We start from the raw sequence: 20,358 nt of genomic DNA on the forward strand, positions 1-20,358 counted from the left end.
TGAGATCGTGATCCCAGGCTCTTTCCAATTCAGTAGAAATAGAGGAAATCATTGTGGCAAACAATCAAAAGAAACCACTTAAAATGAAAAAATCGGGACAAACCTTACTAGGCTTGGTGGTGGCTGCAGCTCTCTCGATTGGCGGGTATTATTTTAGTCAACCCCAGCCAGTCGCTAGTCACTCTCAAGTTCAAACGGTTGTCACTTCGAGTCAACAAGCAACACCGAGTAAGGAACTAGCAGAGAGTGTTCTGACGGATGGTGTTCGTACGAAACTAGGAAAGAACATTCAATGGAACGAAGCGGGCGCTTTCATTATTAACCAGAACAAAACCAATCTGGATGCAGATGTTGCGAGTCTCCCTTATGCAGATACGAAGACAAAGACTGTAAAAGGACGAGAAATTCCCACAGTTGCCAACGCTTTGATGACCAAGGCGACTCGTCAATACCAAAAGAGAGAGCAGACAGATGTAGATTGGACGCCAGCTGGCTGGCACCAAGTAACCAATTTAGCTGGGGAATACGACCATGCGGTTGATCGGGGACACCTTCTCGGCTATGCCTTGATAGGTAAGCTTGATGGTTTTGATGCCTCAACGAGCAATCCAAAAAATATAGCGGTTCAAACAGCTTGGGCGAATCAAGCGCGTGATAGTTTTTCGACAGGACAAAATTATTATGAGACCCTTGTTCGGAAGGCCTTAGACAATAATAAGCGGGTTCGTTATCGGGTGACTCTCCACTATGCATCGGATGATGATTTGGTACCAGTCGGCAGTCAAATTGAAGCAAAATCTAGTGATGGTAGTCTAGAGTTTAATGTTTTTGTTCCAAATGTTCAGAGTGGGATTAGTTTGGATTATCGTACGGGAAAAGTAACAGTGCATCGTTAAGCTAAACGGAAAAGAAGAAGCAAGATAAGAAGGATTCGGTTGGCTTTGTAGTCAACTGAATCTTTTTCTATTCATGACTGCAATCTTTAGTTTATTTTAAGAAAACTAAGGTATACTATTCTCTTCTAGACCTAAACAGAGGTCTTCCCAAGGAAAGGAGGAGCTTGTGAGAACTATTATAGCCATGATTCGTTTTCTAATACGGGCCATTTGGAGTCTTATTTGGGGCTTGTTTTGGACCCTAGCTCTCAGTTTTGCCCTAGTAGTTGGTGTTCTGTTCTTTAGTGGCAAAACCGGTAGCGGGATAGACGGCGTCAGTCGTGCGGCCCAAACGGTTGTCACGCAGGTGGATGCTTACTTTCATCGAACTGGTCCTATGCTAAGTCAAGGGAGCCCATCTGCTCAAGAAGGCCTAGCAACTGATGGCCATACCTCTACAGGAGCAAGGTGGGATCAGGCAACTGCAAAAGTTTATCTAGATCCTGCGATGGATGAGACCTTTACCCTTGCTTATGAGGAAGCGCTTGAGTCTTGGAATCAGACAGGGGCCTTCACTTTCCAACTTGTCACCAGTGAAGAAGAGGCGGATATCCTCCTAACAGAGATGGATGATAGCACGGTTTCTGCAGCAGGTGAAGCAGAATCCCAGACCAATGTTTTAACTCATCGATTCAAACGTGTGATTGTTCGTTTGAATCGCTATTACCTATTAAATAAGCAGTACAACTATTCCCATCAACGGATTGTGAATACAGCTGAGCATGAACTAGGCCATGCCATTGGTTTGGACCATAATGAGGAAGAGTCCGTCATGCAGTCGGCTGGTTCCTTTTATAGCATCCAAGCGAGGGATATTGAAGCTGTTCGTCAACTATACATGGAGTCAGAATGATCAAACGGATACTGTATCTTATTCGAACCTTTCCAGAACAAGTGGCACTCTTTGTGTTTAACTCTGGAATCTTTCTTTGGATATCCCAAAAAGGGCAAGTAATTTCCCATGAATTAGGCATTCAACAGGCTTGGGAAAATTATGCTCCTGAGGGAGTCCGTCAATTTTTCGGGAACAATAGGGAAGCTGTTCAAGCTTTCTTCTCCCATTCGGCCATTACTTGGCTGATTGGCTCCATGATTATCCTGCTTGTGATTCGCTTTGTGAAGGGCGTCATCAAATGGGGCTTGTTTTTGCTAGTGATTGGCATCGGGCTTTTCCTAGCCTATCAGTACAGTCAAATGGCTTCCAATGTCTCAGCGATTTAAAAAGTGAAGAAAGGTCAAGCGCGTCTAGCGTTTGGCCTTTTCTTCAATTGTCAATTTGTCAAAAGTAAGGTACAATGAAACTATGATTATTTTACAAGCCAACAAAATTGAACGCTCTTTTGCAGGGGAGGTTCTTTTTGATAATATCAGCCTGCAAGTGGATGAACGGGATCGAATTGCTCTGGTCGGAAAGAACGGCGCAGGCAAGTCTACGCTCTTGAAAATCTTGGTGGGAGAAGAAGAGCCGACCTCAGGAGAAATCAATAAAAAACGCGACCTTTCTCTCTCTTATCTGGCCCAGGATAGCCTCTTTGAGTCGTCTAATACCATCTACGATGAGATGCTCCATGTCTTTGACGATCTCCGTAAGACGGAAAGAACCTTACGGCAGATGGAGCTCGATATGGGGGAAAAAACTGGAGCCGATTTGGAGAAACTCATGCAGGATTATGACCGGCTCTCGGAAGAATTCCGTCAGGCTGGTGGCTTTACCTATGAGGCAGATATCCGTGCCATTTTAAACGGCTTCAAGTTCGATGAATCTATGTGGCAGATGAAGATTGAAGAGTTGTCTGGAGGGCAAAATACCCGTTTAGCTCTGGCCAAGATGCTCTTGGAAAAGCCAAATCTTTTGGTACTGGATGAGCCGACCAACCACTTGGATATTGAGACCATCGCCTGGTTGGAAAATTACTTGGTCAATTATAGTGGGGCCCTTCTCATTGTCAGTCACGACCGGTATTTTCTAGATAAGGTAGCAACCATTACTCTGGACTTGACCAAGCATTCTTTGGACCGCTATGTCGGCAATTACTCCAGCTTTGTCGAGCAAAAAGAGCAAAAACTCCTGACCGAAGCCAAGAACTACGAGAAGCAACAAAAAGAAATCGCTGCTCTCGAAGACTTTGTTAATCGCAATTTAGTGCGGGCTTCGACCACCAAGCGGGCCCAGTCTCGTCGCAAGCAGTTGGAAAAAATGGAGCGCCTAGACAAGCCCGAAGCTGGGACCAAGTCTGCCCATATGACCTTCCATTCTGATAAGACCTCTGGCAATGTCGTCTTGACAGTAGAAGAGGCAGCTGTCGGCTATGACGATCAAGTCCTATCAGAGCCCATCAATCTGGATATCCGCAAGATGAATGCGGTCGCTATTGTAGGACCAAATGGGATCGGGAAATCGACTCTTATCAAGTCCATCGTTGGACAGATTCCTTTTATCAAAGGAGAAGCCCGTTTTGGGGCCAATGTCGAGGTAGGCTACTATGACCAGACCCAAAGTAAGCTAACCCCTCATAACAGTGTCTTGGATGAGCTCTGGAATGACTTTAAACTGACACCAGAAGTAGAAATTCGCAATCGCCTAGGAGCCTTCCTTTTCTCAGGGGACGATGTCAAGAAAACCGTCGGCATGCTGTCAGGTGGAGAGCGGGCGCGCCTGCTCTTGGCTAAACTATCCATGGAGAATAACAACTTTTTGATTCTCGATGAGCCGACCAACCACTTGGACATCGATAGCAAGGAAGTGCTGGAAAATGCCTTGATTGATTTTGACGGGACTCTTCTCTTTGTCAGCCACGACCGTTACTTTATCAATCGGGTAGCCACCCAAGTCTTAGAACTCTCAGAAGAGGGTTCAACGCTTTACCTAGGAGACTATGATTATTATCTGGAGAAAAAAGCAGAGTTAGAAGCCCTTGCTGCAGCGCAAGCAGAAGCGGTGCCAGCTGCTTCAATGGAAGAAGTCACCAGCAATGATTATCACTTGCAAAAGCAAAACCAAAAGGAACTCCGTAAAATCACTCGTCGCATTGAGCAATTGGAAGCGGAGATGGAAGAGCTGGATCAAAAAATTCAAGCCATTACCGAAAGCATGCATAGCACCAATGATGCGGAAGATTTAGTTCAATTGCAAAGCAATCTGGACCAATTGACCATCCAACAGGAAGCGGTCATGGAAGAGTGGGCAGAACTGGCGGAGAGAGTGTAGTTTTCTAATTTGCCTAAGGAGAACATTGTGATGACTGAAAATGATTGGTTTATGAATCAGATTAAAGGTGTGGCCGATATAATTGGTACAACTTTGCGCCTACAGATTCAGAATTTAGATTTGGGGCAGTATGAGGATGAGGAAGGAAGACTCATCAACGGGAATCACTATCTTCAGCAAGTTTTAGAAGAGCAGCGCTTTGCAGAGGCCATTTCTTTTGTTGAAGAGCAGATGAAACGCCTACCTCTTCATCAGTATGATCTATTGGTTGATTGGCTGATTTCTTACTTAAGACAATTAGATTTTTCCGTTAAAGAAAATCAGGGATTCTACGAAGGATACTTGCAAGAGTTAGAAAGGTACTTAAAGGAATTTAAGTGGTAATCAAATGGAAGATTTAGGAAAAGTTTTTCGTGAATTTCGAATGAGTAAAAATTATTCATTGAAAGAAGCTGCAGGAGAAGCCTGCTCGACGTCTCAGTTATCCCGCTTTGAATTGGGCGAGTCGGATTTAGCTGTCTCGCGTTTCTTTGAGATATTAGATAATATCCATGTGACGATTGAGAATTTTATGGATAAGGCCAGAAATTTTCAACACCATGAGCATGTGGACTTGATGGCTCAGATTATTCCGCTTTACTATGCAAATGATATTGCTGGTTTTCAAAGGCTTCAAAGAGAACAACTGGAAAAGGCTACAAGTTCGACCAATCCCCTTTATTTTGAATTGAACTGGATTTTGTTACAAGGCTTGATTTGCCAGAGAGATGCCAGCTACACGATGAAGCAAAGTGATCTGGACAAGGTGGCAGATTATCTCTTTCAAACGGAAGAATGGACCATGTATGAGTTGATCCTTTTTGGCAATCTCTATAGCTTTTATGATGTGGATTATGTCACTCGGTTTGGTAGAGAAGTGATGGAGCGTGAAGATTTCTACAAGGAAATTGGTCGCCATCGAAAACTGGTCTTGATTCTAGCTCTGAATTGTTACCAGCATTGTTTAGAACACCGTTCTTTTGAAAATGCTAGTTATTTTGAAGCCTATGTTGAAAAGATTATCGGCAAGGGAATTAAACTCTACGAACGCAATGTCTTTCATTACCTCAAGGGATTTGCCCTCTATCAGAAGGGGCAAAAGAAAGAAGGCTGTCAGCAAATGCAGGAAGCCATGAATATTTTTGATGTGTTGGGACTACCAGAGCAGGTAGCTTACTATCAAGAACACTTTGATAAATTTGTAATAGATGAATGTTCCTAAATAAGCAAGAGATAAAGGAGATTTTATGAACCGACATGCGGTCCAATTAATTAGTCGTGGAGCGATTAACAAAATTGGAAATATGCTCTATGATTATGGGAATAGTGTCTGGCTGGCCTCAATGGGGACTATAGGAAAGACGGTATTAGGAATCTATCAGATTTCTGAGTTAGTGACAGGGATTCTCGTCAATCCTTTTGGAGGAGTGATTTCAGACCGTTTTTCTCGTCGCAAGATTTTGATGACGACCGACTTGGTTTGTGGACTCCTTTGTTTGGCGATTTCTTTTATCAGAAGTGATCGTTGGATGATTGCGGCCCTGATTGTTGCCAATATTGTTCAGGCCATTGCCTTTGGTTTTTCTCGACCTGCCAATAAAGCCATTATCACAGAGGTGGTAGAGAAAGAAGAGATTGTAACCTATAATGCGCACTTGGAGTTGGTCTTACAGGTTGTTAGTGTCAGTTCACCTGTGTTTTCTTTCCTAGTTCTACAATTTGCCAGTCTCCATGCGACCCTCTTACTAGATGCGCTGACCTTTTTCATTGCCTTTGTCCTAGTGGCATTCCTTCCGAAAGAAGAACCCCAATTTCAAGAGAAGCATCGGCTTACTAGGAAAGATATTTTTTCTGATATCAAGGATGGGTTAGACTATATCTGGCATCAGAAAGACATTTTCTTTCTCCTCTTGGTGGCTTCCGGTGTTAATTTCTTTTTTGCGGCTTTTGAGTTTTTACTTCCCTTTTCTAATCGACTCTACGGGGTCAAGGGGGCTTATGCGACCATCTTAACATTGGGAGCTATCGGATCTATTCTAGGAGCACTTGTTGCCAATAAAATTGCATCAAGTATGAAAACTCTCCTGTTTTTACTGATTATGGCAGGGGTCGGAGTGTTCATGATGGGCTTGCCTCTCCCACCTTATCTTTCCTTTTCGGGAAATCTGGTCTGTGAATTTTTTGTGACCATTTTCGACATCCACGTTTTTAGTCAAGTGCAAACAAAGGTGGAAGATGATTATCTGGGGAGAGTCTTGAGCACGATTTATACTTTGGCTGTTCTTTTTATGCCCATCGCCAAAGGTTTGATGACTTGGTTACCAAGTGTCCATGTAGAATCCTTTCTCCTGATTGGAGCTGGAGTTATTCTCTTTTCACTCTTGGCTCAGCTAGTAGCTAAGCAGTTTCAATCAAAAGAACAGTAGGTATCCTTTTATAAAATTGCAATCTATTATTTTTCCCAAATAAGGAATAAAATGAAAACCTCTTTCATGAACTGATACAATAGTTTCAGAAAATGAAGGAGGTTTTTTTATGAAGCGACATGCAGTCCAATTAATTACTCGTGGTGCGATCAATAGAATGGGAAATATGCTCTATGATTATGGGAATAGTGTCTGGCTGGCCTCGATGGGGACGGTAGGAAAGACAGTATTGGGGATTTATCAGATTTCTGAACTTGTTACCTCCATTCTAGTTAATCCATTTGGAGGCGTGATCTCAGACCGTTTTTCTCGTCGTAAGATTTTGATGACAACCGACTTGGTGTGTGGTCTCCTTTGTTTGGGCATTTCTTTTATCAGGAACGATCGTTGGATGATTGCAGCCCTGATTGTTGCCAATATTGTCCAGGCCATTGCCTTCGCTTTTTCTAGAACTGCCAATAAAGCCATTATTACAGAACTTGTAGAGAAAGACGAGATTGTGACTTATAATGCCCACTTGGAGTTGGTCTTACAGGTTGTCGGTGTTAGTTCACCTGTCTTCTCTTTTCTTGTTTTACAATTTGCCAGTCTCCATGGGACCCTCTTACTGGATGCACTGACCTTTTTCATTGCTTTTGTACTGGTTGCTTTACTGCCGAAAGAAGAAAAGGTTCAAGAAAAGAAAGGGTTTACGGCAAAGGATATTTTTTCTGATATCAAGGATGGAGTGCACTACATCTGGCAGCAGAAAGAAATTTTCTTTCTCTTATTGGTGGCTTCCAGTGTCAATTTCTTCTTTGCAGCTTTTGAGTTTTTACTTCCCTTTTCCAATCGACTTTACGGAGTCAAGGGGGCTTATGCGACCATCTTAACCTTGGGGGCTATTGGCTCCATCATCGGAGCCTTGATCGCTAATAAATTTAAATCAAGCATGGAGATGCTTCTCTTCTTATTGATCTTAACAGGAGTAGGAGTATTCATGATGGGCTTGCCTCTTCCTCCTCTTCTTTCCTTTTCTGGAAATTTAGTCTGTGAACTCTTTATGACGATTTTTAATATCCATTTTTTTACCCAAGTACAAACCAAGGTGGAAGGAGACTATCTAGGAAGGGTCTTAAGCACCATTTTTACCCTGGCCATTCTCTTTATGCCCATCGCAAAAGGCTTGATGACTTGGTTGCCAAGCGTCCGAGTAGAATCCTTTCTCCTGATTGGCGCTGGCGTCATTCTCTTTTCCTTCCTAGCCCAACTCGTAGCCAAGCATCTACCATCAAAAAGTCATTAGATCAGTATGAAAAAAGCACCGACTGGTGCTTTTTTGATCTAGACAAACTGTTTTACAGAAAACAACCGAAGCGATGCTAAAAAATCAATCGGTGCTTTTGTTTTCGATTTGTTCGATTTTTTCTTCTTTTTCACCCGACATCTTTTGTTCTAGTTGTTTTTTCGCAGATTTTAATTCATGTTTTAATGAGAAATTTTTTGGAAGGCTGACTAAGAAAGTCACCAGCGAACCGAGAAGGACACAGACCAGAATCAAAATGATGAGAGGGAGTTTAAATTGGACCAGCAAAAAGTTCACAGTCACCGTTTGCATATTGGCCAAGGAAATAATTGCAATGAGCAGTACAGAAATCAGTAGTGCAACATATTGTAGTTTTCGTTTATTCATTTTGTCTCCTTATTCTTCTAATTCAGCCTTGCTTTTCACATCAGCGTATTCTTCTGCTTTTTCAAGGCTTAAGATATCATTGTAAGTCGCTAGGTCGATGTCTTGCCCATATTTTTTCTTTAGAGCGGTTGTCACCAAGCGATAGGCTAAATTGGCGTTACGAGAGAGGATAGGGCCGTGGAAGTAGCTACCAAAGACGTTTTTGTAATGAACGCCTTCGCACCCATCTTTCTTGTTGTTCCCATTTCCATAGACGACCTTGCCCAGCGGTTTTTCATCCTCTGCCAAGAAGGTCCGACCCTGGTGATTTTCAAAGCCATAGTAGGTTTCATTGAACTCTTCGTTATGGATCTTGATATCGCCAATATAGCGGTTGTTTTCTTGGTTGAGAGTGTAATGCCCCATAATACCAAGACCTTCAATGCGTTTACCAGAAGCTTCAATGTAGTACTGGCCTAGAAGCTGAAAGCCACCACAGATAGCAAGGACTACACCATCGTCGTGAATAAAGCGTTCGAGATCTTCTTTTTTATCTGGCAGATCTTCTGATACAATGGTCTGTTCGTAGTCTTGGCCTCCACCAAAAAAGGCGATATCGTAGACTTCTGGATCAAAGCGGTCTTTGAGAGAAACGATATCCACAGTGACACGAGCACCAAGCTTCTCAGCAACGTACTTGAGCATGAGGATATTTCCATTGTCCCCATAGGTATTCATCAGATTCCCATAAAGATGGGCGATTCTCAATTCGAATTGGTAGGTTTCCTGATCAGGGGATTGTAGTGAAGTGTAGGTCATTAATTCATCTCCTTTCCAATCAGGTGTTCTTGAGCTAGAAGTTCACGGAATTCTAGCATGGCCGTATAGGTGGCTAAAATATAGGCGTGAGGGGTTTCCTGTTGCTGGATGCGTTGGAAGACCTCTTTTAATTCAGCTATTTCTGTAATCTTTTCAGCAGGATAGCCTGTAACCCGAAGTCGCCGAGCAATTTCAGAGTGGCGCACCCCTCCAGCATTGATCTCTGGAATGTCCATTTGAGTGATTTGTTCAAAGTCCGCATCCCAGATCCAGCTGGTGTCTATTCCGTCAGCATAGTTGGCATTGAGAAGCACGGACAAGCTGAATGGATAAGGTGCTAGCTTGATCATTTCAATAGCCTGCGTCGCACCGACTGGATTTTTGATCAGGACCAAGGTACATTCCTTGTCCCCAATCTTAAAGGTTTCTTGACGACCAAAGACAGCCTTACTCTTGTCGAAACCACGCTTAATGACGTCTGGACTTACTTCAAAATAATGGGCAACAGCAACTGCAGCGAGGGCATTATAAATATTATAGAGGCCCCCAATATTGATGTGGTAGTTTGTCCCGTTGATCTTAAAGTGAGAAGAAGTATTGGTTAGCTCGGTCAATTCATCGACAGCGACTGTCAAAGGAGGACGGTGGAAGCCACAGTGTTCACAGAGGTAATCCCCCAAATTCGCATAGGTATTCAACTGGTAGGTCAAGATGCCATGACATTCTGGACAGACAATTCCTTCTGTATTGTAATGGGCCAACTTGGGAGCAGTTTTTTCTATATCAAAGCCAAAATATTGAACGGTATTTGGTAGGGGAAGGGTATGGAATAGAGGACTATCCCCATTCATCAGAACAGTCGCCTGTGGCGCTTTTTTAATCCCATCCAAGATCATCCGATAAGTCGTGTAGATTTCCCCATAGCGGTCCATTTGATCCCGGAAAATATTGGTGATTACAAACAAGGTCGGAGTGATGTAGTCACAAATTCGAGACAGGCTGGCTTCATCGATTTCAAGAACAGCGATAGGACGACCAGAAGAACCCTTTGCGTTCAAGAAAGTAGTCGTAATCCCTGAAATCATATTGGCTCCACTAGGATTGGTCACGATAGGTCCGAAAGCCTCCTGAAGGATTCCAACAGTGAGAGCTGTTGTCAGTGTTTTCCCATTCGTACCAGTGACAACTACAATTTCGTAGTTCTGGGCCAGGTGTTGTAAAATGTCTTTATCAATTTGAAGGGCGATTTTTCCAGGAAGGGTAGAGCCACGTCCAAGCATGCGCAAGAGGTGACTACTCATTTTTCCGGCAATAAGCCCCATACTAGTCTTAATCTTCATAATTCATATTTTATCACAAAAACCAATAGAAGGTTACAGAAAAATCTGTTGAAACATGATATAATGATGTAGAGTAGTTTGAACGCGCTATCCTTTGCTAGAATCCTTACTTTTGCTAGTAAGCATCCACAATGGTTAGCTGCGCGAAAAGCCTAGAAGAGAAGTGGTAGGTATGAGATTGTGAACATCCAACAATTGTCAAATCCCCAGTATTGGGCCAGTTTATTTCCCACTCCCTGGAGTGTGATTATCAACCTTATTGACATTGCCCTGGTAGCCTGGTTATTGTATTATTTTATAAAAGCCATTGTCGGCACTAAAATTATGATTTTAGTCCGTGGTGTCTTGGCCTTTTTCTTATTTGAGTTAGTTGCCAATATGATTGGTCTGACGACCATTTCTTGGTTGATTAACCAAATCATCACCTACGGGGTCATTGCTGCGGTAGTGATTTTCTCCCCAGAAATTCGGACGGGATTAGAACGATTAGGTCGAGCAACTGAATTTTTCTCAACCAACCAGATTAGTCCAGAAGAAAAATTGGTTCAATCTTATGTAAAAGCCGTTGAGTATATGAGTCCTCGGAAGATTGGTGCCTTGGTTGCGATTCAAGGGAGTAGAACCCTTCAAGAATATATTTCTACGGGGATTCCCCTCGATGCAGATGTTTCGGGTGAACTGCTGATTAATATTTTTATCCCCAACACCCCGCTTCACGATGGGGCAGTGATTGTCACCAATGATAAAATTGCTGTATCTTGTGCTTATCTCCCCTTAACAGAAAGCACGGGAATTTCAAAAGAGTTCGGTACGCGACACCGGGCTGCAATCGGCTTGTCTGAGGTAAGTGATGCCTTTACCTTTGTTGTTTCGGAAGAAACGGGTGGTATCTCCATTGCGAGAAATGGGAGCTTTAGACACGACCTCAGTATCGAAGAATTCGAACAAGAATTGCGTTCCTTCATTATTCCAGAAGATCAAGGAAAAAAAGATTTGAAATCAAGAATTTTTGGAGGACGTATCAAATGATTCCAAAAAGAAAAATTGTCTATATTGTGACATCAGTCTTTTTCTCAAGTCTCTTATTCATCATTGCTACCTCTGTTAATTTCCAGAATAACAGTAGTGCACGCCAAGTGAGCTCTGAAACTTATACCAATACTCTTACCAATATTCCGATTGATGTAAAATACAACGATAGTAAATATTTTGTCAGTGGGATTAGCTCAGAAGTGACCGTCTTTCTGAAAGGATCCAATCGTGTCGCTTTAGCATCAGAAATGCAGGCTAGTACTCGTAAATTTAAAGTGGTAGCCGATCTGAGCAATTTGAAAGAGGGCCAGCATGAAATCACCTTAAAGGTGGAAGGCTTACCTTCCGGTTTAACTGCAACCATCGAGCCTCAAACAGTCACTGCAAAAATTGGTAAGAAAAAGACGAAAAAGTTTGATGTTTCCGTCACGATACCAGACAAACAAATTGCCCCAGGTTGGAGTCTCTCACATGTTACTTTTTCTGAAGATAAGGTCTCTGTCACCAGCGACCAGGATACTTTAGCCAAAATTGATCATGTGGAAGCCATCTTCCCTGAAGGAGATCTTTTGAACAATACCTACACGGCAACCGTCTCCTTGAAGGCAGTCGATAGCGAGGGAAATGATTTACCAGTCATCATCTCTCCATCAGAACTATACATGAAGGTTGAGTTGAAACAGACAAGTTCTAGCTCGTCGTCATCCAGTTCCTCATCAAATAATAGCAATTAATAAAGATTCATCGAAAGGATTATCATAATGGGTAAATATTTTGGAACGGACGGAGTCCGTGGAGAAGCAAACGTCGAATTGACACCAGAGTTGGCCTTTAAGCTCGGTCGATACGGAGGGTATGTCCTCAGTCAACATGAAAAAGAAACGCCACTTGTTTTCGTAGGACGAGACACTCGTATTTCTGGTGAAATGTTGGAAAGTGCGCTTGTTGCGGGTCTCTTATCTGTAGGGATTAAAGTATACAAACTCGGTGTGATTGCGACACCAGGTGTAGCTTATTTAGTTCGTTCTGAAGGGGCAAGTGCTGGGGTCATGATTTCTGCCAGCCACAACCCAGCTTTAGACAACGGGATTAAATTCTTCGGGAATGATGGCTATAAACTGGATGATGACCGTGAATTAGAGATTGAAGCTTTATTGGATGCGGAGTCTGATACTCTTCCTCGTCCTAGTGCAGAAGGTCTTGGAACTGTGATGGACTATCCTGAAGGACTTCGTAAGTATCAAGAATACTTAGTTTCAACTGGAACCCAGCTTGAAGGAATGCACGTGGCTCTAGATGCTGCGAATGGTTCTGCATCTACAAGCGCCCGTCAAGTCTTTGCTGACCTAGGAGCACGTTTGACAGTTATTGGAGAAAGCCCAAATGGTCTCAATATCAATGACCAAGTAGGCTCGACCCATCCTGAGGCTTTGCAAGAGGCTGTCCGAGAATCTGGTGCGGCCATTGGTTTGGCTTTTGATGGTGATAGTGACCGTTTGATTGCGGTTGATGAAAATGGGGACCTAGTCGATGGTGATAAAATCATGTACATCATTGGGACCTACCTTTCTGATAAAGGCCTCTTAAAAGATAACACCATCGTAACGACGGTCATGTCCAATCTAGGATTCCATAAAGCCTTGGATGCTAAAGGTATTCATAAGGTTGTAACTGCGGTAGGAGACCGCTATGTAGTTGAAGAGATGCGGAAGTCCGGATATAATCTTGGTGGAGAGCAATCTGGTCACGTGATTGTTATGGACTACAATACTACTGGAGATGGCCAGATGAGTGCTGTTCAATTGACTAAGATTATGCAAGAAACTGGACGAACCTTATCAGACCTTGCATCAGAAGTGACCATCTATCCTCAAAAATTGGTCAATATCCGTGTTGAAAATAGCATGAAAGATAAGGCGATGGAAGTTCCTGCTATTCATGCAATTATTGAAAAAATGGAAGCTGAAATGGCTGGGAATGGCCGCATCTTAGTGCGTCCAAGTGGTACCGAGCCACTGCTTCGTGTTATGGCAGAAGCTCCGACTGATGACGAAGTGGATTACTATGTGGATACAATTGCTGCTGTAGTCAAAGATGAAATTGGTCTTGAAGATTAAATAAAGAAGTAAACTCTCCAAGTGAGAGTTAAGGAGGTCAATATGAAATATTTACGTCGAATGATGTGGTCACTAGCCCTTGTTGCCACAGTCCTCTTTTCGAATGCTTTTGTGCAAACGATTCAAGCGTCAGAAGTCCTGTCTTATACACAAACAGCAAGCCTAACCAAGGACAATCAAGTAGTAACCAGTGGAACTACAGTCTTAACAAACGAAAAATTATCCGCTACCATCAATGTAGCCTTTCCAGATACACAATCCATTCAAGCAGGAGACACCCTGACCTTGTCTTTGCCTAAAGAATTAACCTTTTATACAGCTCTAGAATTTGATGTGGTAGAAGAAGGCCAAACAAATGGTCAGACAGTCGGGAAAGCTGTTGTCAATTCGGCAAACAAGACCGTAACGGTTACATTTAACGATTACTTTGCTTCACACCCTCTCAATAAACGCGTTTCTTTACGTTTTGATGTGAAAGTTGATCCAGAGGTTGTTACCAAAACATCCCCACTGACCTTTAAATTTGGTAATACAGATTTTTCATTAAACTACGAAAAAACAGATGGCCAAGCTGGTGACTATGAAATGAAATATGGCTACCAAGACCAAACAGATCCAACGATTGTAAAATGGCGGATTATCTTAAATGCTCGTCAAGATATCCTTCGTGGAATGGTCATTAAAGATCAATTTGGAGATGGTTTGACACTGGTAGAAGGTAGTTTCCGTGCGGTTCGCTTTAGTCCAGTAGATGGTGGAATTAGAAACGAAGCCCATATTTTAACTCTGCCAGTTTTAGATAATTTCAGTAAAAAAGCTGTCTTCGACAAGAATGCAGCTGGTCAGATCACAGGATTTACTATTGAATTTGGAGATAACTACAATTGGCCAATGTATATTGAATACTCTACTAGAGTGGCTCCGGGTACAAAAGTTGGCGATCTAGTTCATAATACTTTGACATGGACAGCAACCAATTTTCCTGAGCCTCGTAGTTTAACACGCGAATTGAGATTGGAATCGGGATCTGGAGAAGGATTAGGTGAGAAAGAACAAACCCCACCGACACCAGATCCAGAGCCATCTAACCCTCAACCGGATCCAAAACCAAATCCAGATCCAAAACCAAATCCAGATCCAAAACCAAAACCAGATCCAAAACCAAAACCAGATCCAAAGCCATCTAACCCCCAACCAAATCCAGATCCAAAGCCATCTAACCCCCAACCGGATCCAAAACCAAAACCAGATCCAGAGCCATCTAAATCACAAACAGAACCGAAATCATCAAACTCATCATCAACTTCTGTCAAAGAAGAAGCTCCAAAATCTGGTAAGAAAAAAGTTCTTCCAAGTACAGGTGAAAAGATGACGCCTGTTATCTTCCTTGTCGGTATCTTGGGATGTGCAGTTGGTATTACAGTATTTCGCTCTAAGAAGTTAACAAAATAATCCTCGTTTTTAAAGAGAGTGGGACAGAAATCGGTCATTCGTTAGACTTCGATTTCGTCGTCCCACCTCCGCACAGTTGAGTAGGGCTGTAACTGCTGATAAAATCAGAGTAGTAGAGCCCACTCAACCACTGCGTCTTGCTCGACAATCCAAAGACAATTAAGAGGCTAGGACTTTTGTCCCAGCCTCTTTTTTATTTGCCACATGAAAAAGTGTTTGAAACAAACCTGGATGTAGGATGTTTAATCTATACAATCTCTCCTTTTCTTCTAGAGGGTGGATGTTTGAAAAATGCCCTTTTTCGTGGTAAAATAGGGCTAATGAATTTATTGTAATAGAGGTAAAAAACGTGGCTTTTGGAGATAACGGAAAACGCAAAAAAACATTTTTTGAAAAATTGACTATGCTAGTCATTGTGATTATGTTAATTGTAACGGTTGGAGCAATTTTTGCTGCAGCATTTGGTGCACTATCCTACTAAGAGGATTCCAAGCAGCACTTGGTAATAAAAGGAAAACGTTAAATTATGAGTATGTTTTTAGATACAGCCAAAATCAAGGTCAAGGCTGGGAATGGTGGAGATGGCATGGTCGCCTTCCGTCGTGAAAAGTATGTTCCCAATGGCGGACCTTGGGGAGGTGATGGAGGACGCGGAGGCAATGTCATCTTCGTTGTAGACGAAGGCTTGCGCACGCTGATGGACTTCCGCTATAACCGGCATTTTAAAGCTCAAAATGGCGAGAAGGGAATGACCAAAGGGATGCACGGACGGGGGGCAGAAGACCTCTATGTGCGAGTACCGCAAGGGACAACTGTCCGAGATGCGGAGACTGGTAAGGTCATTACCGACTTAGTTGAAAATGGGCAAGAATATATTGTAGCCCATGGCGGACGTGGAGGACGCGGAAATATCCGTTTTGCAACTCCTAAGAATCCAGCGCCTGAGATTTCAGAAAATGGGGAACCAGGTCAGGAACGCGAACTCGAATTAGAACTCAAAGTCTTAGCGGATGTTGGTTTGGTTGGCTTCCCATCAGTAGGGAAATCAACTCTTCTCAGTGTGATTACTTCTGCTAAGCCAAAAATTGGAGCTTATCATTTTACAACCATCGTTCCGAATTTGGGGATGGTTCGGACACCATCAGGTGAGTCCTTTGCAGTTGCAGACCTTCCTGGATTGATCGAAGGGGCTAGCCAAGGTGTCGGTCTGGGTACCCAATTCCTTCGCCACATCGAGCGTACCCGTGTTATCTTGCATGTCATCGATATGTCAGCGAGTGAAGGACGCGATCCTTATGAAGATTACGTTCAAATCAACAAGGAGCTTGAAACCTATAATCTTCGCTTGATGGAGCGACCACAGATTATTGTCGCTAATAAAATGGATATGCCAGAGAGCCAAGAAAACTTGAAAGAGTTCAAGAAAAAATTGGCTGCCAATTACGACGAATTTGATGAATTGCCACAGATCTTCCCAATCTCTAGTTTGGCCCATCAAGGCTTGGACAATTTGTTGGAAGCAACAGCAGACTTGTTAGATAAAACACCAGAATTCCTCTTGTATTCAGAAGAAGATATGGCGCAAGAAGAAGTCTACTATGGCTTTGATGAGGATCAACCAGCCTTCGAAATCAATCGAGATGATGATGCTTCTTGGATCTTGTCTGGTGATAAGTTAGAAAAACTCTTCAATATGACCAATTTTGATCGGGATGAGTCTGTCATGAAATTTGCGCGTCAATTGCGTGGAATGGGTGTCGATGAAGCTCTTCGAGCACGTGGTGCTAAAGACGGCGATATCGTTCGAATCGGTAAATTCGAATTTGAATTTGTTGACTAGTTAGAGATAAAGAGGAGAAGAAGATGGGAGATAAACCTATATCCTTTCGTGATAAAGACGGAAATTTTGTCTCTGCTGCAGACGTTTGGAATGCAGAAAAATTGGAAGAACTCTTTAATAAGTTGAATCCCAATCGTAAGTTACGCTTAGAACGGGAAAAGCTAGCAGCCTCCAGTGAAAATTAGGAATGAGGAGAAGAAAATGGCAAAAACAATTCACACAGATAAAGCACCAGCAGCAATTGGTCCTTATGTTCAAGGAAAAATAGTGGGCAATCTCTTATTTGCAAGTGGGCAAGTTCCCCTTTCACCAGAAACAGGTGAAATTGTTGGTGAAACCATTCAAGAACAAACCCAACAAGTCTTGAAGAATATTTCTGCTATCCTTGAAGAAGCTGGAACGGACTTTGATCACGTGGTGAAAACAACCTGTTTCTTAAGTGATATGAATGATTTTGTACCTTTTAATGAGGTTTATAAGACAGCATTTTCAAGTGAATTTCCAGCACGTTCTGCAGTAGAAGTGGCTCGCTTGCCACGCGATGTCAAAATCGAAATCGAAGTGATTGCAGAAGTATAGTCTCAATAGAAGGAATGCATTCGGGTAAAAGGAATGTTGGAGTGAGAGCCATCGACTGACCAACTGGAAAGATGATGCCCTCCTCCTTTTTTGTAAGGAAAAGGTGATTAGGATGACAGATACAGAAAAAACAATTCAACTGGTCATTGTAACAGGAATGAGTGGAGCAGGGAAGACCGTAGCCATTCAGTCCTTTGAAGATATGGGCTATTTCACCATTGATAATATGCCTCCAGCTCTCTTGCCAAAATTTATAGAGCTGATTCAACTCTCGATGGACAATAACAAGTTGGCTCTCGTCGTGGATATGCGTAGTCGGTCTTTCTTTGCAGAAATTCGCTCCATTTTGGACGAATTAGAGAATCACGAAGGAATTGATTTTAAAATTCTATTTTTGGATGCGACCGACAGTGAATTGGTTGCTCGCTACAAAGAAACCCGTCGTAGTCATCCACTGGCTGCTGATGGGCGCGTCTTGGATGGGATTACTCTAGAACGTGAACTTTTGGCTCCGCTTAAAAACATGAGTCAAAATGTCATTGATACGACGGAATTAACTCCCCGTAATCTTCGTAAAGTGATTGCTGAACAATTCTCCAGACAAGATAGTCAGCCCGAATTTCGAATTGAAGTCATGTCCTTTGGTTTTAAGTATGGTTTGCCTTTAGATGCGGACTTGGTCTTTGATGTTCGTTTCCTACCTAATCCTTACTACCAACCAGAGCTACGGAATCAAACAGGGCTAGATGATGATGTCTATAACTATGTCATGGATCACAAAGAATCAGAAGAGTTTTATCGTCATCTTTACGAGTTGATTGCTCCCATCTTGCCAGCATACAAACGAGAAGGGAAGTCTGTCTTGACTATTGCTATGGGATGTACAGGCGGTCAACACCGTTCAGTTGCCTTTGCGGCACGGCTCGGACGTGATTTAGCTAAAGATTGGACGGTTAATATGAGTCATCGCGACAAAGACCGACGGAAAGAAACGGTGAATCGTTCATGAGAAAACCAAAAATGACCGTCATCGGAGGCGGTACAGGGATTTCCGTCATCTTGAATAGCCTACGGAAAAAGGATGTTGAAATTACGGCCATTGTGACAGTGGCGGATGATGGTGGTAGCTCTGGAGAACTTCGAAAAAATATTCATCAATTGACCCCACCAGGCGACTTGCGAAATGTTCTAGTAGCCATGTCTGACATGCCTCGTTTTTATGAAAAAGTCTTTCAATATCGTTTTGCGGAAGACGATGGGCCACTAGCTGGTCATCCTCTAGGGAATTTGATTATTGCTGGGATTTCTGAAATGCAGGGTTCGACCTATAATGCCATGCAATTGCTTACGAAATTTTTCCATACGACAGGAAAAATCTATCCTTCCAGCGATACACCGTTGACCCTTCATGCCGTATTTATGGATGGGTCAGAAGTCGCTGGTGAGAGTGAAATCGCCCATCATGAGGGCATGATTGATTATGTCTATGTCACCAATACCTATAATGATGAGACGCCGAAAGCGAGTCGAAAAGTAGTAGATGCGATTTTAGAAAGTGATATGGTTATTTTAGGACCTGGTTCTCTCTTTACATCGATCCTTCCTAATCTAATGATTGAGGAAATTGGACAAGCCTTGCTTGAGACAAAAGCAGAGGTCGCTTATGTCTGCAACATCATGACCCAACGTGGGGAGACAGAACACTTTACTGACAGTGACCATGTATCCGTCCTTCATAAACACTTGAAGAAGCCTTTTATTGATACTGTTTTGGTCAATATTGAAAAAGTACCTCAAGAATATATGGACACGAATCGATTTGATGAATATCTGGTTCAAGTAGAACACGATTTTGCAGGTTTAAAATCTCAAGTGCCCCGAGTTATTTCAACCAATTTCCTACGCTTGGAAAATGGCGGAGCCTTCCATGATGGAGAAGCTGTTGTGGATGAACTGATGCAAATGGTACAGGTGATTAAATGAGTTTTACCATTAAAGTAAAAGAAGAGCTCTTGACCCTTCACCGCTTTGAGAAAAGTGAGTTATCTGCTCTGATTAAGATGTCAGGTAGTTTGGGCTTGAGTATGGGGGGCTTAAGTTTGTCTCTGACAACGGAGAATGCTAAGATTGCCCGCCATATCTATGAATTAATTGTAGAGTTTTATCAGGTTAAATCCGATATTCGTCACCACCAAAAAACCAATTTGAAAAAGAATCGCGTCTATACTGTTTCTATTGATGAAAAAGTCGAAGACATTCTTGCAGACCTGCATTTGGCTGATTCTTTCTTTGGTATTGAGACTGGGATTGACCCGAGAATCTTGGAAGAAGATGAAGCAAGTCGCGCTTATCTGAGAGGAGCTTTCTTAGCAAGTGGGACCATCAAGGATCCAGAATCAGGACGCTATCAATTAGAGATTAGTTCGGTTTATTCTGACCATGCCCAGGATTTGGCCAACCTGATGCAACACTTTTTGTTAGATGCCAAGACCATCGAACGCAAAAAAGGAGTTGTCACCTATTTGCAGCGGGCGGAGGATATTATTGATTTCCTCATCTTGGTAGAAGCGAAGCAGGCCTTGGAAGAATTTGAGTCTGTCAAGGTCATGCGAGAGGCGCGCAATGATCTTAATCGAGCTAACAATGCTGAAATGGCCAATATCGCGCGGACGGTTACAGCTAGTATGAAGACCATCAACAATATCGTCAAAATCATGGATACTATTGGATTAGGTGGCCTTCCTGTCGAGCTTCAGGAAGTTGCTTATGTTCGAATTCAGAATCCCGATTATTCCATTCAGCAAATTGCAGATGCCTTGAAAACGCCCTTGACCAAAAGTGGCGTCAATCATCGCTTGCGGAAAATCAATAAGATTGCAGAAGAATTGGATAATTTGTAAGAAAAATCCTTTGAATCATG

22 protein-coding genes are annotated in these 20,358 nt (G+C 42.6%); 19 read left to right on the forward strand and 3 right to left on the reverse strand.

The window, feature by feature from the left end:
* Nucleotides 1–83 precede the first annotated feature (83 nt).
* The 8 genes from I2D56_RS05865 to I2D56_RS05900 all read left to right on the forward strand — a co-directional run bounded on the left by I2D56_RS05865 (nucleotide 84) and on the right by I2D56_RS05900 (nucleotide 7,893).
* Entirely contained in the window at nucleotides 84–896 is an 813-nt protein-coding gene (locus I2D56_RS05865) for a DNA/RNA non-specific endonuclease (protein WP_195348199.1), read from the forward strand.
* Nucleotides 897–1,062: 166 nt separating this feature from the next.
* Complete coding sequence (locus I2D56_RS05870) at nucleotides 1,063–1,788, forward strand: matrixin family metalloprotease (protein WP_195348181.1); 726 nt, start codon at nucleotides 1,063–1,065, stop codon at nucleotides 1,786–1,788.
* Nucleotides 1,785–2,156: a hypothetical protein gene (locus tag I2D56_RS05875; protein WP_117744058.1), complete on the forward strand. Its 372-nt coding sequence runs from the start codon at nucleotides 1,785–1,787 to the stop codon at nucleotides 2,154–2,156. Before I2D56_RS05870 ends, I2D56_RS05875 begins: the two co-directional genes overlap by 4 nt.
* Before the next feature lie 82 nt (nucleotides 2,157–2,238).
* Nucleotides 2,239–4,143, forward strand: a complete 1,905-nt coding sequence (locus tag I2D56_RS05880; protein WP_195348182.1) for an ABC-F family ATP-binding cassette domain-containing protein — start codon at nucleotides 2,239–2,241, stop codon at nucleotides 4,141–4,143.
* 30 nt (nucleotides 4,144–4,173) lie between these two features.
* Nucleotides 4,174–4,527, forward strand: a complete 354-nt coding sequence (locus tag I2D56_RS05885; RefSeq protein WP_023026634.1) for a hypothetical protein — start codon at nucleotides 4,174–4,176, stop codon at nucleotides 4,525–4,527.
* 4 nt (nucleotides 4,528–4,531) lie between these two features.
* Nucleotides 4,532–5,404, forward strand: a complete 873-nt coding sequence (locus tag I2D56_RS05890) for an XRE/MutR family transcriptional regulator (RefSeq protein ID WP_023026635.1) — start codon at nucleotides 4,532–4,534, stop codon at nucleotides 5,402–5,404.
* A gap of 25 nt (nucleotides 5,405–5,429) precedes the next feature.
* Nucleotides 5,430–6,608, forward strand: a complete 1,179-nt coding sequence (locus I2D56_RS05895; RefSeq protein ID WP_195348183.1) for an MFS transporter — start codon at nucleotides 5,430–5,432, stop codon at nucleotides 6,606–6,608.
* Between the two features lie 109 nt (nucleotides 6,609–6,717).
* A complete protein-coding gene (locus I2D56_RS05900; RefSeq protein WP_195348184.1) occupies nucleotides 6,718–7,893 on the forward strand; it encodes an MFS transporter in 1,176 nt (391 codons plus the stop codon).
* An 84-nt stretch (nucleotides 7,894–7,977) separates the two neighbouring features.
* Here the strand turns inward: I2D56_RS05900 and I2D56_RS05905 are convergent, their stop codons facing one another.
* From I2D56_RS05905 to murT, 3 genes are read right to left on the reverse strand one after another with little or no spacing between them, the layout of a single operon-like run.
* Complete coding sequence (locus tag I2D56_RS05905; protein WP_117744063.1) at nucleotides 7,978–8,280, reverse strand: LapA family protein; 303 nt, start codon at nucleotides 8,278–8,280, stop codon at nucleotides 7,978–7,980.
* Nucleotides 8,281–8,289: 9 nt separating this feature from the next.
* On the reverse strand, nucleotides 8,290–9,078 hold the full coding sequence (gene gatD / locus I2D56_RS05910) for a lipid II isoglutaminyl synthase subunit GatD (RefSeq protein ID WP_117744064.1): 789 nt from the start codon (nucleotides 9,076–9,078) through the stop codon (nucleotides 8,290–8,292).
* On the reverse strand, nucleotides 9,078–10,418 hold the full coding sequence (murT, locus tag I2D56_RS05915; RefSeq protein ID WP_117744065.1) for a lipid II isoglutaminyl synthase subunit MurT: 1,341 nt from the start codon (nucleotides 10,416–10,418) through the stop codon (nucleotides 9,078–9,080). The genes gatD and murT overlap by 1 nt, the downstream gene beginning before the upstream one ends.
* A gap of 180 nt (nucleotides 10,419–10,598) precedes the next feature.
* Between murT and cdaA the strand changes: the two genes are divergently transcribed.
* The 11 genes from cdaA (at nucleotide 10,599) to whiA (ending at nucleotide 20,338) form a co-directional block, all read left to right on the forward strand.
* Nucleotides 10,599–11,447, forward strand: coding sequence for a diadenylate cyclase CdaA (cdaA, locus tag I2D56_RS05920; RefSeq protein WP_023026641.1), 849 nt, complete (start codon nucleotides 10,599–10,601; stop codon nucleotides 11,445–11,447).
* Nucleotides 11,444–12,184, forward strand: a complete 741-nt coding sequence (locus I2D56_RS05925; RefSeq protein ID WP_195348185.1) for a YbbR-like domain-containing protein — start codon at nucleotides 11,444–11,446, stop codon at nucleotides 12,182–12,184. The genes cdaA and I2D56_RS05925 overlap by 4 nt, the downstream gene beginning before the upstream one ends.
* A 27-nt stretch (nucleotides 12,185–12,211) precedes the next feature.
* Nucleotides 12,212–13,567: a phosphoglucosamine mutase gene (gene glmM, locus I2D56_RS05930; RefSeq protein ID WP_120702128.1), complete on the forward strand. Its 1,356-nt coding sequence runs from the start codon at nucleotides 12,212–12,214 to the stop codon at nucleotides 13,565–13,567.
* Between the two features lie 42 nt (nucleotides 13,568–13,609).
* A complete protein-coding gene (locus tag I2D56_RS05935; RefSeq protein ID WP_195348186.1) occupies nucleotides 13,610–15,019 on the forward strand; it encodes an Ig-like domain-containing protein in 1,410 nt (469 codons plus the stop codon).
* A 349-nt stretch (nucleotides 15,020–15,368) separates the two neighbouring features.
* Complete coding sequence (locus I2D56_RS05940; RefSeq protein WP_023022768.1) at nucleotides 15,369–15,500, forward strand: DUF4044 domain-containing protein; 132 nt, start codon at nucleotides 15,369–15,371, stop codon at nucleotides 15,498–15,500.
* Nucleotides 15,501–15,545: 45 nt separating this feature from the next.
* On the forward strand, nucleotides 15,546–16,859 hold the full coding sequence (gene obgE, locus I2D56_RS05945) for a GTPase ObgE (protein WP_120702126.1): 1,314 nt from the start codon (nucleotides 15,546–15,548) through the stop codon (nucleotides 16,857–16,859).
* 23 nt (nucleotides 16,860–16,882) lie between these two features.
* Nucleotides 16,883–17,044 (forward strand): hypothetical protein, encoded by a 162-nt coding sequence (locus tag I2D56_RS05950; protein ID WP_023022771.1) that lies wholly within the window; start codon nucleotides 16,883–16,885, stop codon nucleotides 17,042–17,044.
* A gap of 16 nt (nucleotides 17,045–17,060) precedes the next feature.
* Nucleotides 17,061–17,438 (forward strand): RidA family protein, encoded by a 378-nt coding sequence (locus tag I2D56_RS05955; RefSeq protein WP_023022773.1) that lies wholly within the window; start codon nucleotides 17,061–17,063, stop codon nucleotides 17,436–17,438.
* A gap of 112 nt (nucleotides 17,439–17,550) precedes the next feature.
* Nucleotides 17,551–18,447 carry an RNase adapter RapZ gene (rapZ, locus tag I2D56_RS05960; RefSeq protein ID WP_023022776.1) on the forward strand — a complete coding sequence of 299 codons (897 nt, stop codon included), beginning with the start codon at nucleotides 17,551–17,553 and terminating at the stop codon, nucleotides 18,445–18,447.
* Complete coding sequence (locus I2D56_RS05965) at nucleotides 18,444–19,421, forward strand: YvcK family protein (RefSeq protein WP_023022779.1); 978 nt, start codon at nucleotides 18,444–18,446, stop codon at nucleotides 19,419–19,421. The genes rapZ and I2D56_RS05965 overlap by 4 nt, the downstream gene beginning before the upstream one ends.
* The gene (whiA, locus tag I2D56_RS05970) at nucleotides 19,418–20,338 is read left to right on the forward strand and encodes a DNA-binding protein WhiA (protein ID WP_023026645.1); all 921 of its coding nucleotides are present in this window, start codon (nucleotides 19,418–19,420) and stop codon (nucleotides 20,336–20,338) included. Before I2D56_RS05965 ends, whiA begins: the two co-directional genes overlap by 4 nt.
* Nucleotides 20,339–20,358 lie beyond the last annotated feature (20 nt).

Source organism: Streptococcus australis, from assembly GCF_015553625.1.
GTDB classification, from domain to species: Bacteria; Bacillota; Bacilli; order Lactobacillales; family Streptococcaceae; genus Streptococcus; species Streptococcus australis_B.

Excerpts from the sequence above, each read along its gene's own strand:
- I2D56_RS05865 (WP_195348199.1), top strand. The coding sequence starts at position 84 with ATGAAAAAATCGGGACAAACCTTACTAGGCTTGGTGGTGGCTGCAGCT.
- I2D56_RS05875 (WP_117744058.1), top strand. The coding sequence starts at position 1,785 with ATGATCAAACGGATACTGTATCTTATTCGAACCTTTCCAGAACAAGTG.
- I2D56_RS05880 (WP_195348182.1), top strand. The coding sequence starts at position 2,239 with ATGATTATTTTACAAGCCAACAAAATTGAACGCTCTTTTGCAGGGGAG.
- I2D56_RS05885 (WP_023026634.1), top strand. The coding sequence starts at position 4,174 with ATGACTGAAAATGATTGGTTTATGAATCAGATTAAAGGTGTGGCCGAT.
- I2D56_RS05890 (WP_023026635.1), top strand. The coding sequence starts at position 4,532 with ATGGAAGATTTAGGAAAAGTTTTTCGTGAATTTCGAATGAGTAAAAAT.
- I2D56_RS05895 (WP_195348183.1), top strand. The coding sequence starts at position 5,430 with ATGAACCGACATGCGGTCCAATTAATTAGTCGTGGAGCGATTAACAAA.
- I2D56_RS05900 (WP_195348184.1), top strand. The coding sequence starts at position 6,718 with ATGAAGCGACATGCAGTCCAATTAATTACTCGTGGTGCGATCAATAGA.
- I2D56_RS05905 (WP_117744063.1), bottom strand. The coding sequence starts at position 8,280 with ATGAATAAACGAAAACTACAATATGTTGCACTACTGATTTCTGTACTG.
- gatD (WP_117744064.1), bottom strand. The coding sequence starts at position 9,078 with ATGACCTACACTTCACTACAATCCCCTGATCAGGAAACCTACCAATTC.
- murT (WP_117744065.1), bottom strand. The coding sequence starts at position 10,418 with ATGAAGATTAAGACTAGTATGGGGCTTATTGCCGGAAAAATGAGTAGT.
- I2D56_RS05925 (WP_195348185.1), top strand. The coding sequence starts at position 11,444 with ATGATTCCAAAAAGAAAAATTGTCTATATTGTGACATCAGTCTTTTTC.
- glmM (WP_120702128.1), top strand. The coding sequence starts at position 12,212 with ATGGGTAAATATTTTGGAACGGACGGAGTCCGTGGAGAAGCAAACGTC.
- I2D56_RS05935 (WP_195348186.1), top strand. The coding sequence starts at position 13,610 with ATGAAATATTTACGTCGAATGATGTGGTCACTAGCCCTTGTTGCCACA.
- obgE (WP_120702126.1), top strand. The coding sequence starts at position 15,546 with ATGAGTATGTTTTTAGATACAGCCAAAATCAAGGTCAAGGCTGGGAAT.
- I2D56_RS05950 (WP_023022771.1), top strand. The coding sequence starts at position 16,883 with ATGGGAGATAAACCTATATCCTTTCGTGATAAAGACGGAAATTTTGTC.
- I2D56_RS05955 (WP_023022773.1), top strand. The coding sequence starts at position 17,061 with ATGGCAAAAACAATTCACACAGATAAAGCACCAGCAGCAATTGGTCCT.
- rapZ (WP_023022776.1), top strand. The coding sequence starts at position 17,551 with ATGACAGATACAGAAAAAACAATTCAACTGGTCATTGTAACAGGAATG.
- I2D56_RS05965 (WP_023022779.1), top strand. The coding sequence starts at position 18,444 with ATGAGAAAACCAAAAATGACCGTCATCGGAGGCGGTACAGGGATTTCC.
- whiA (WP_023026645.1), top strand. The coding sequence starts at position 19,418 with ATGAGTTTTACCATTAAAGTAAAAGAAGAGCTCTTGACCCTTCACCGC.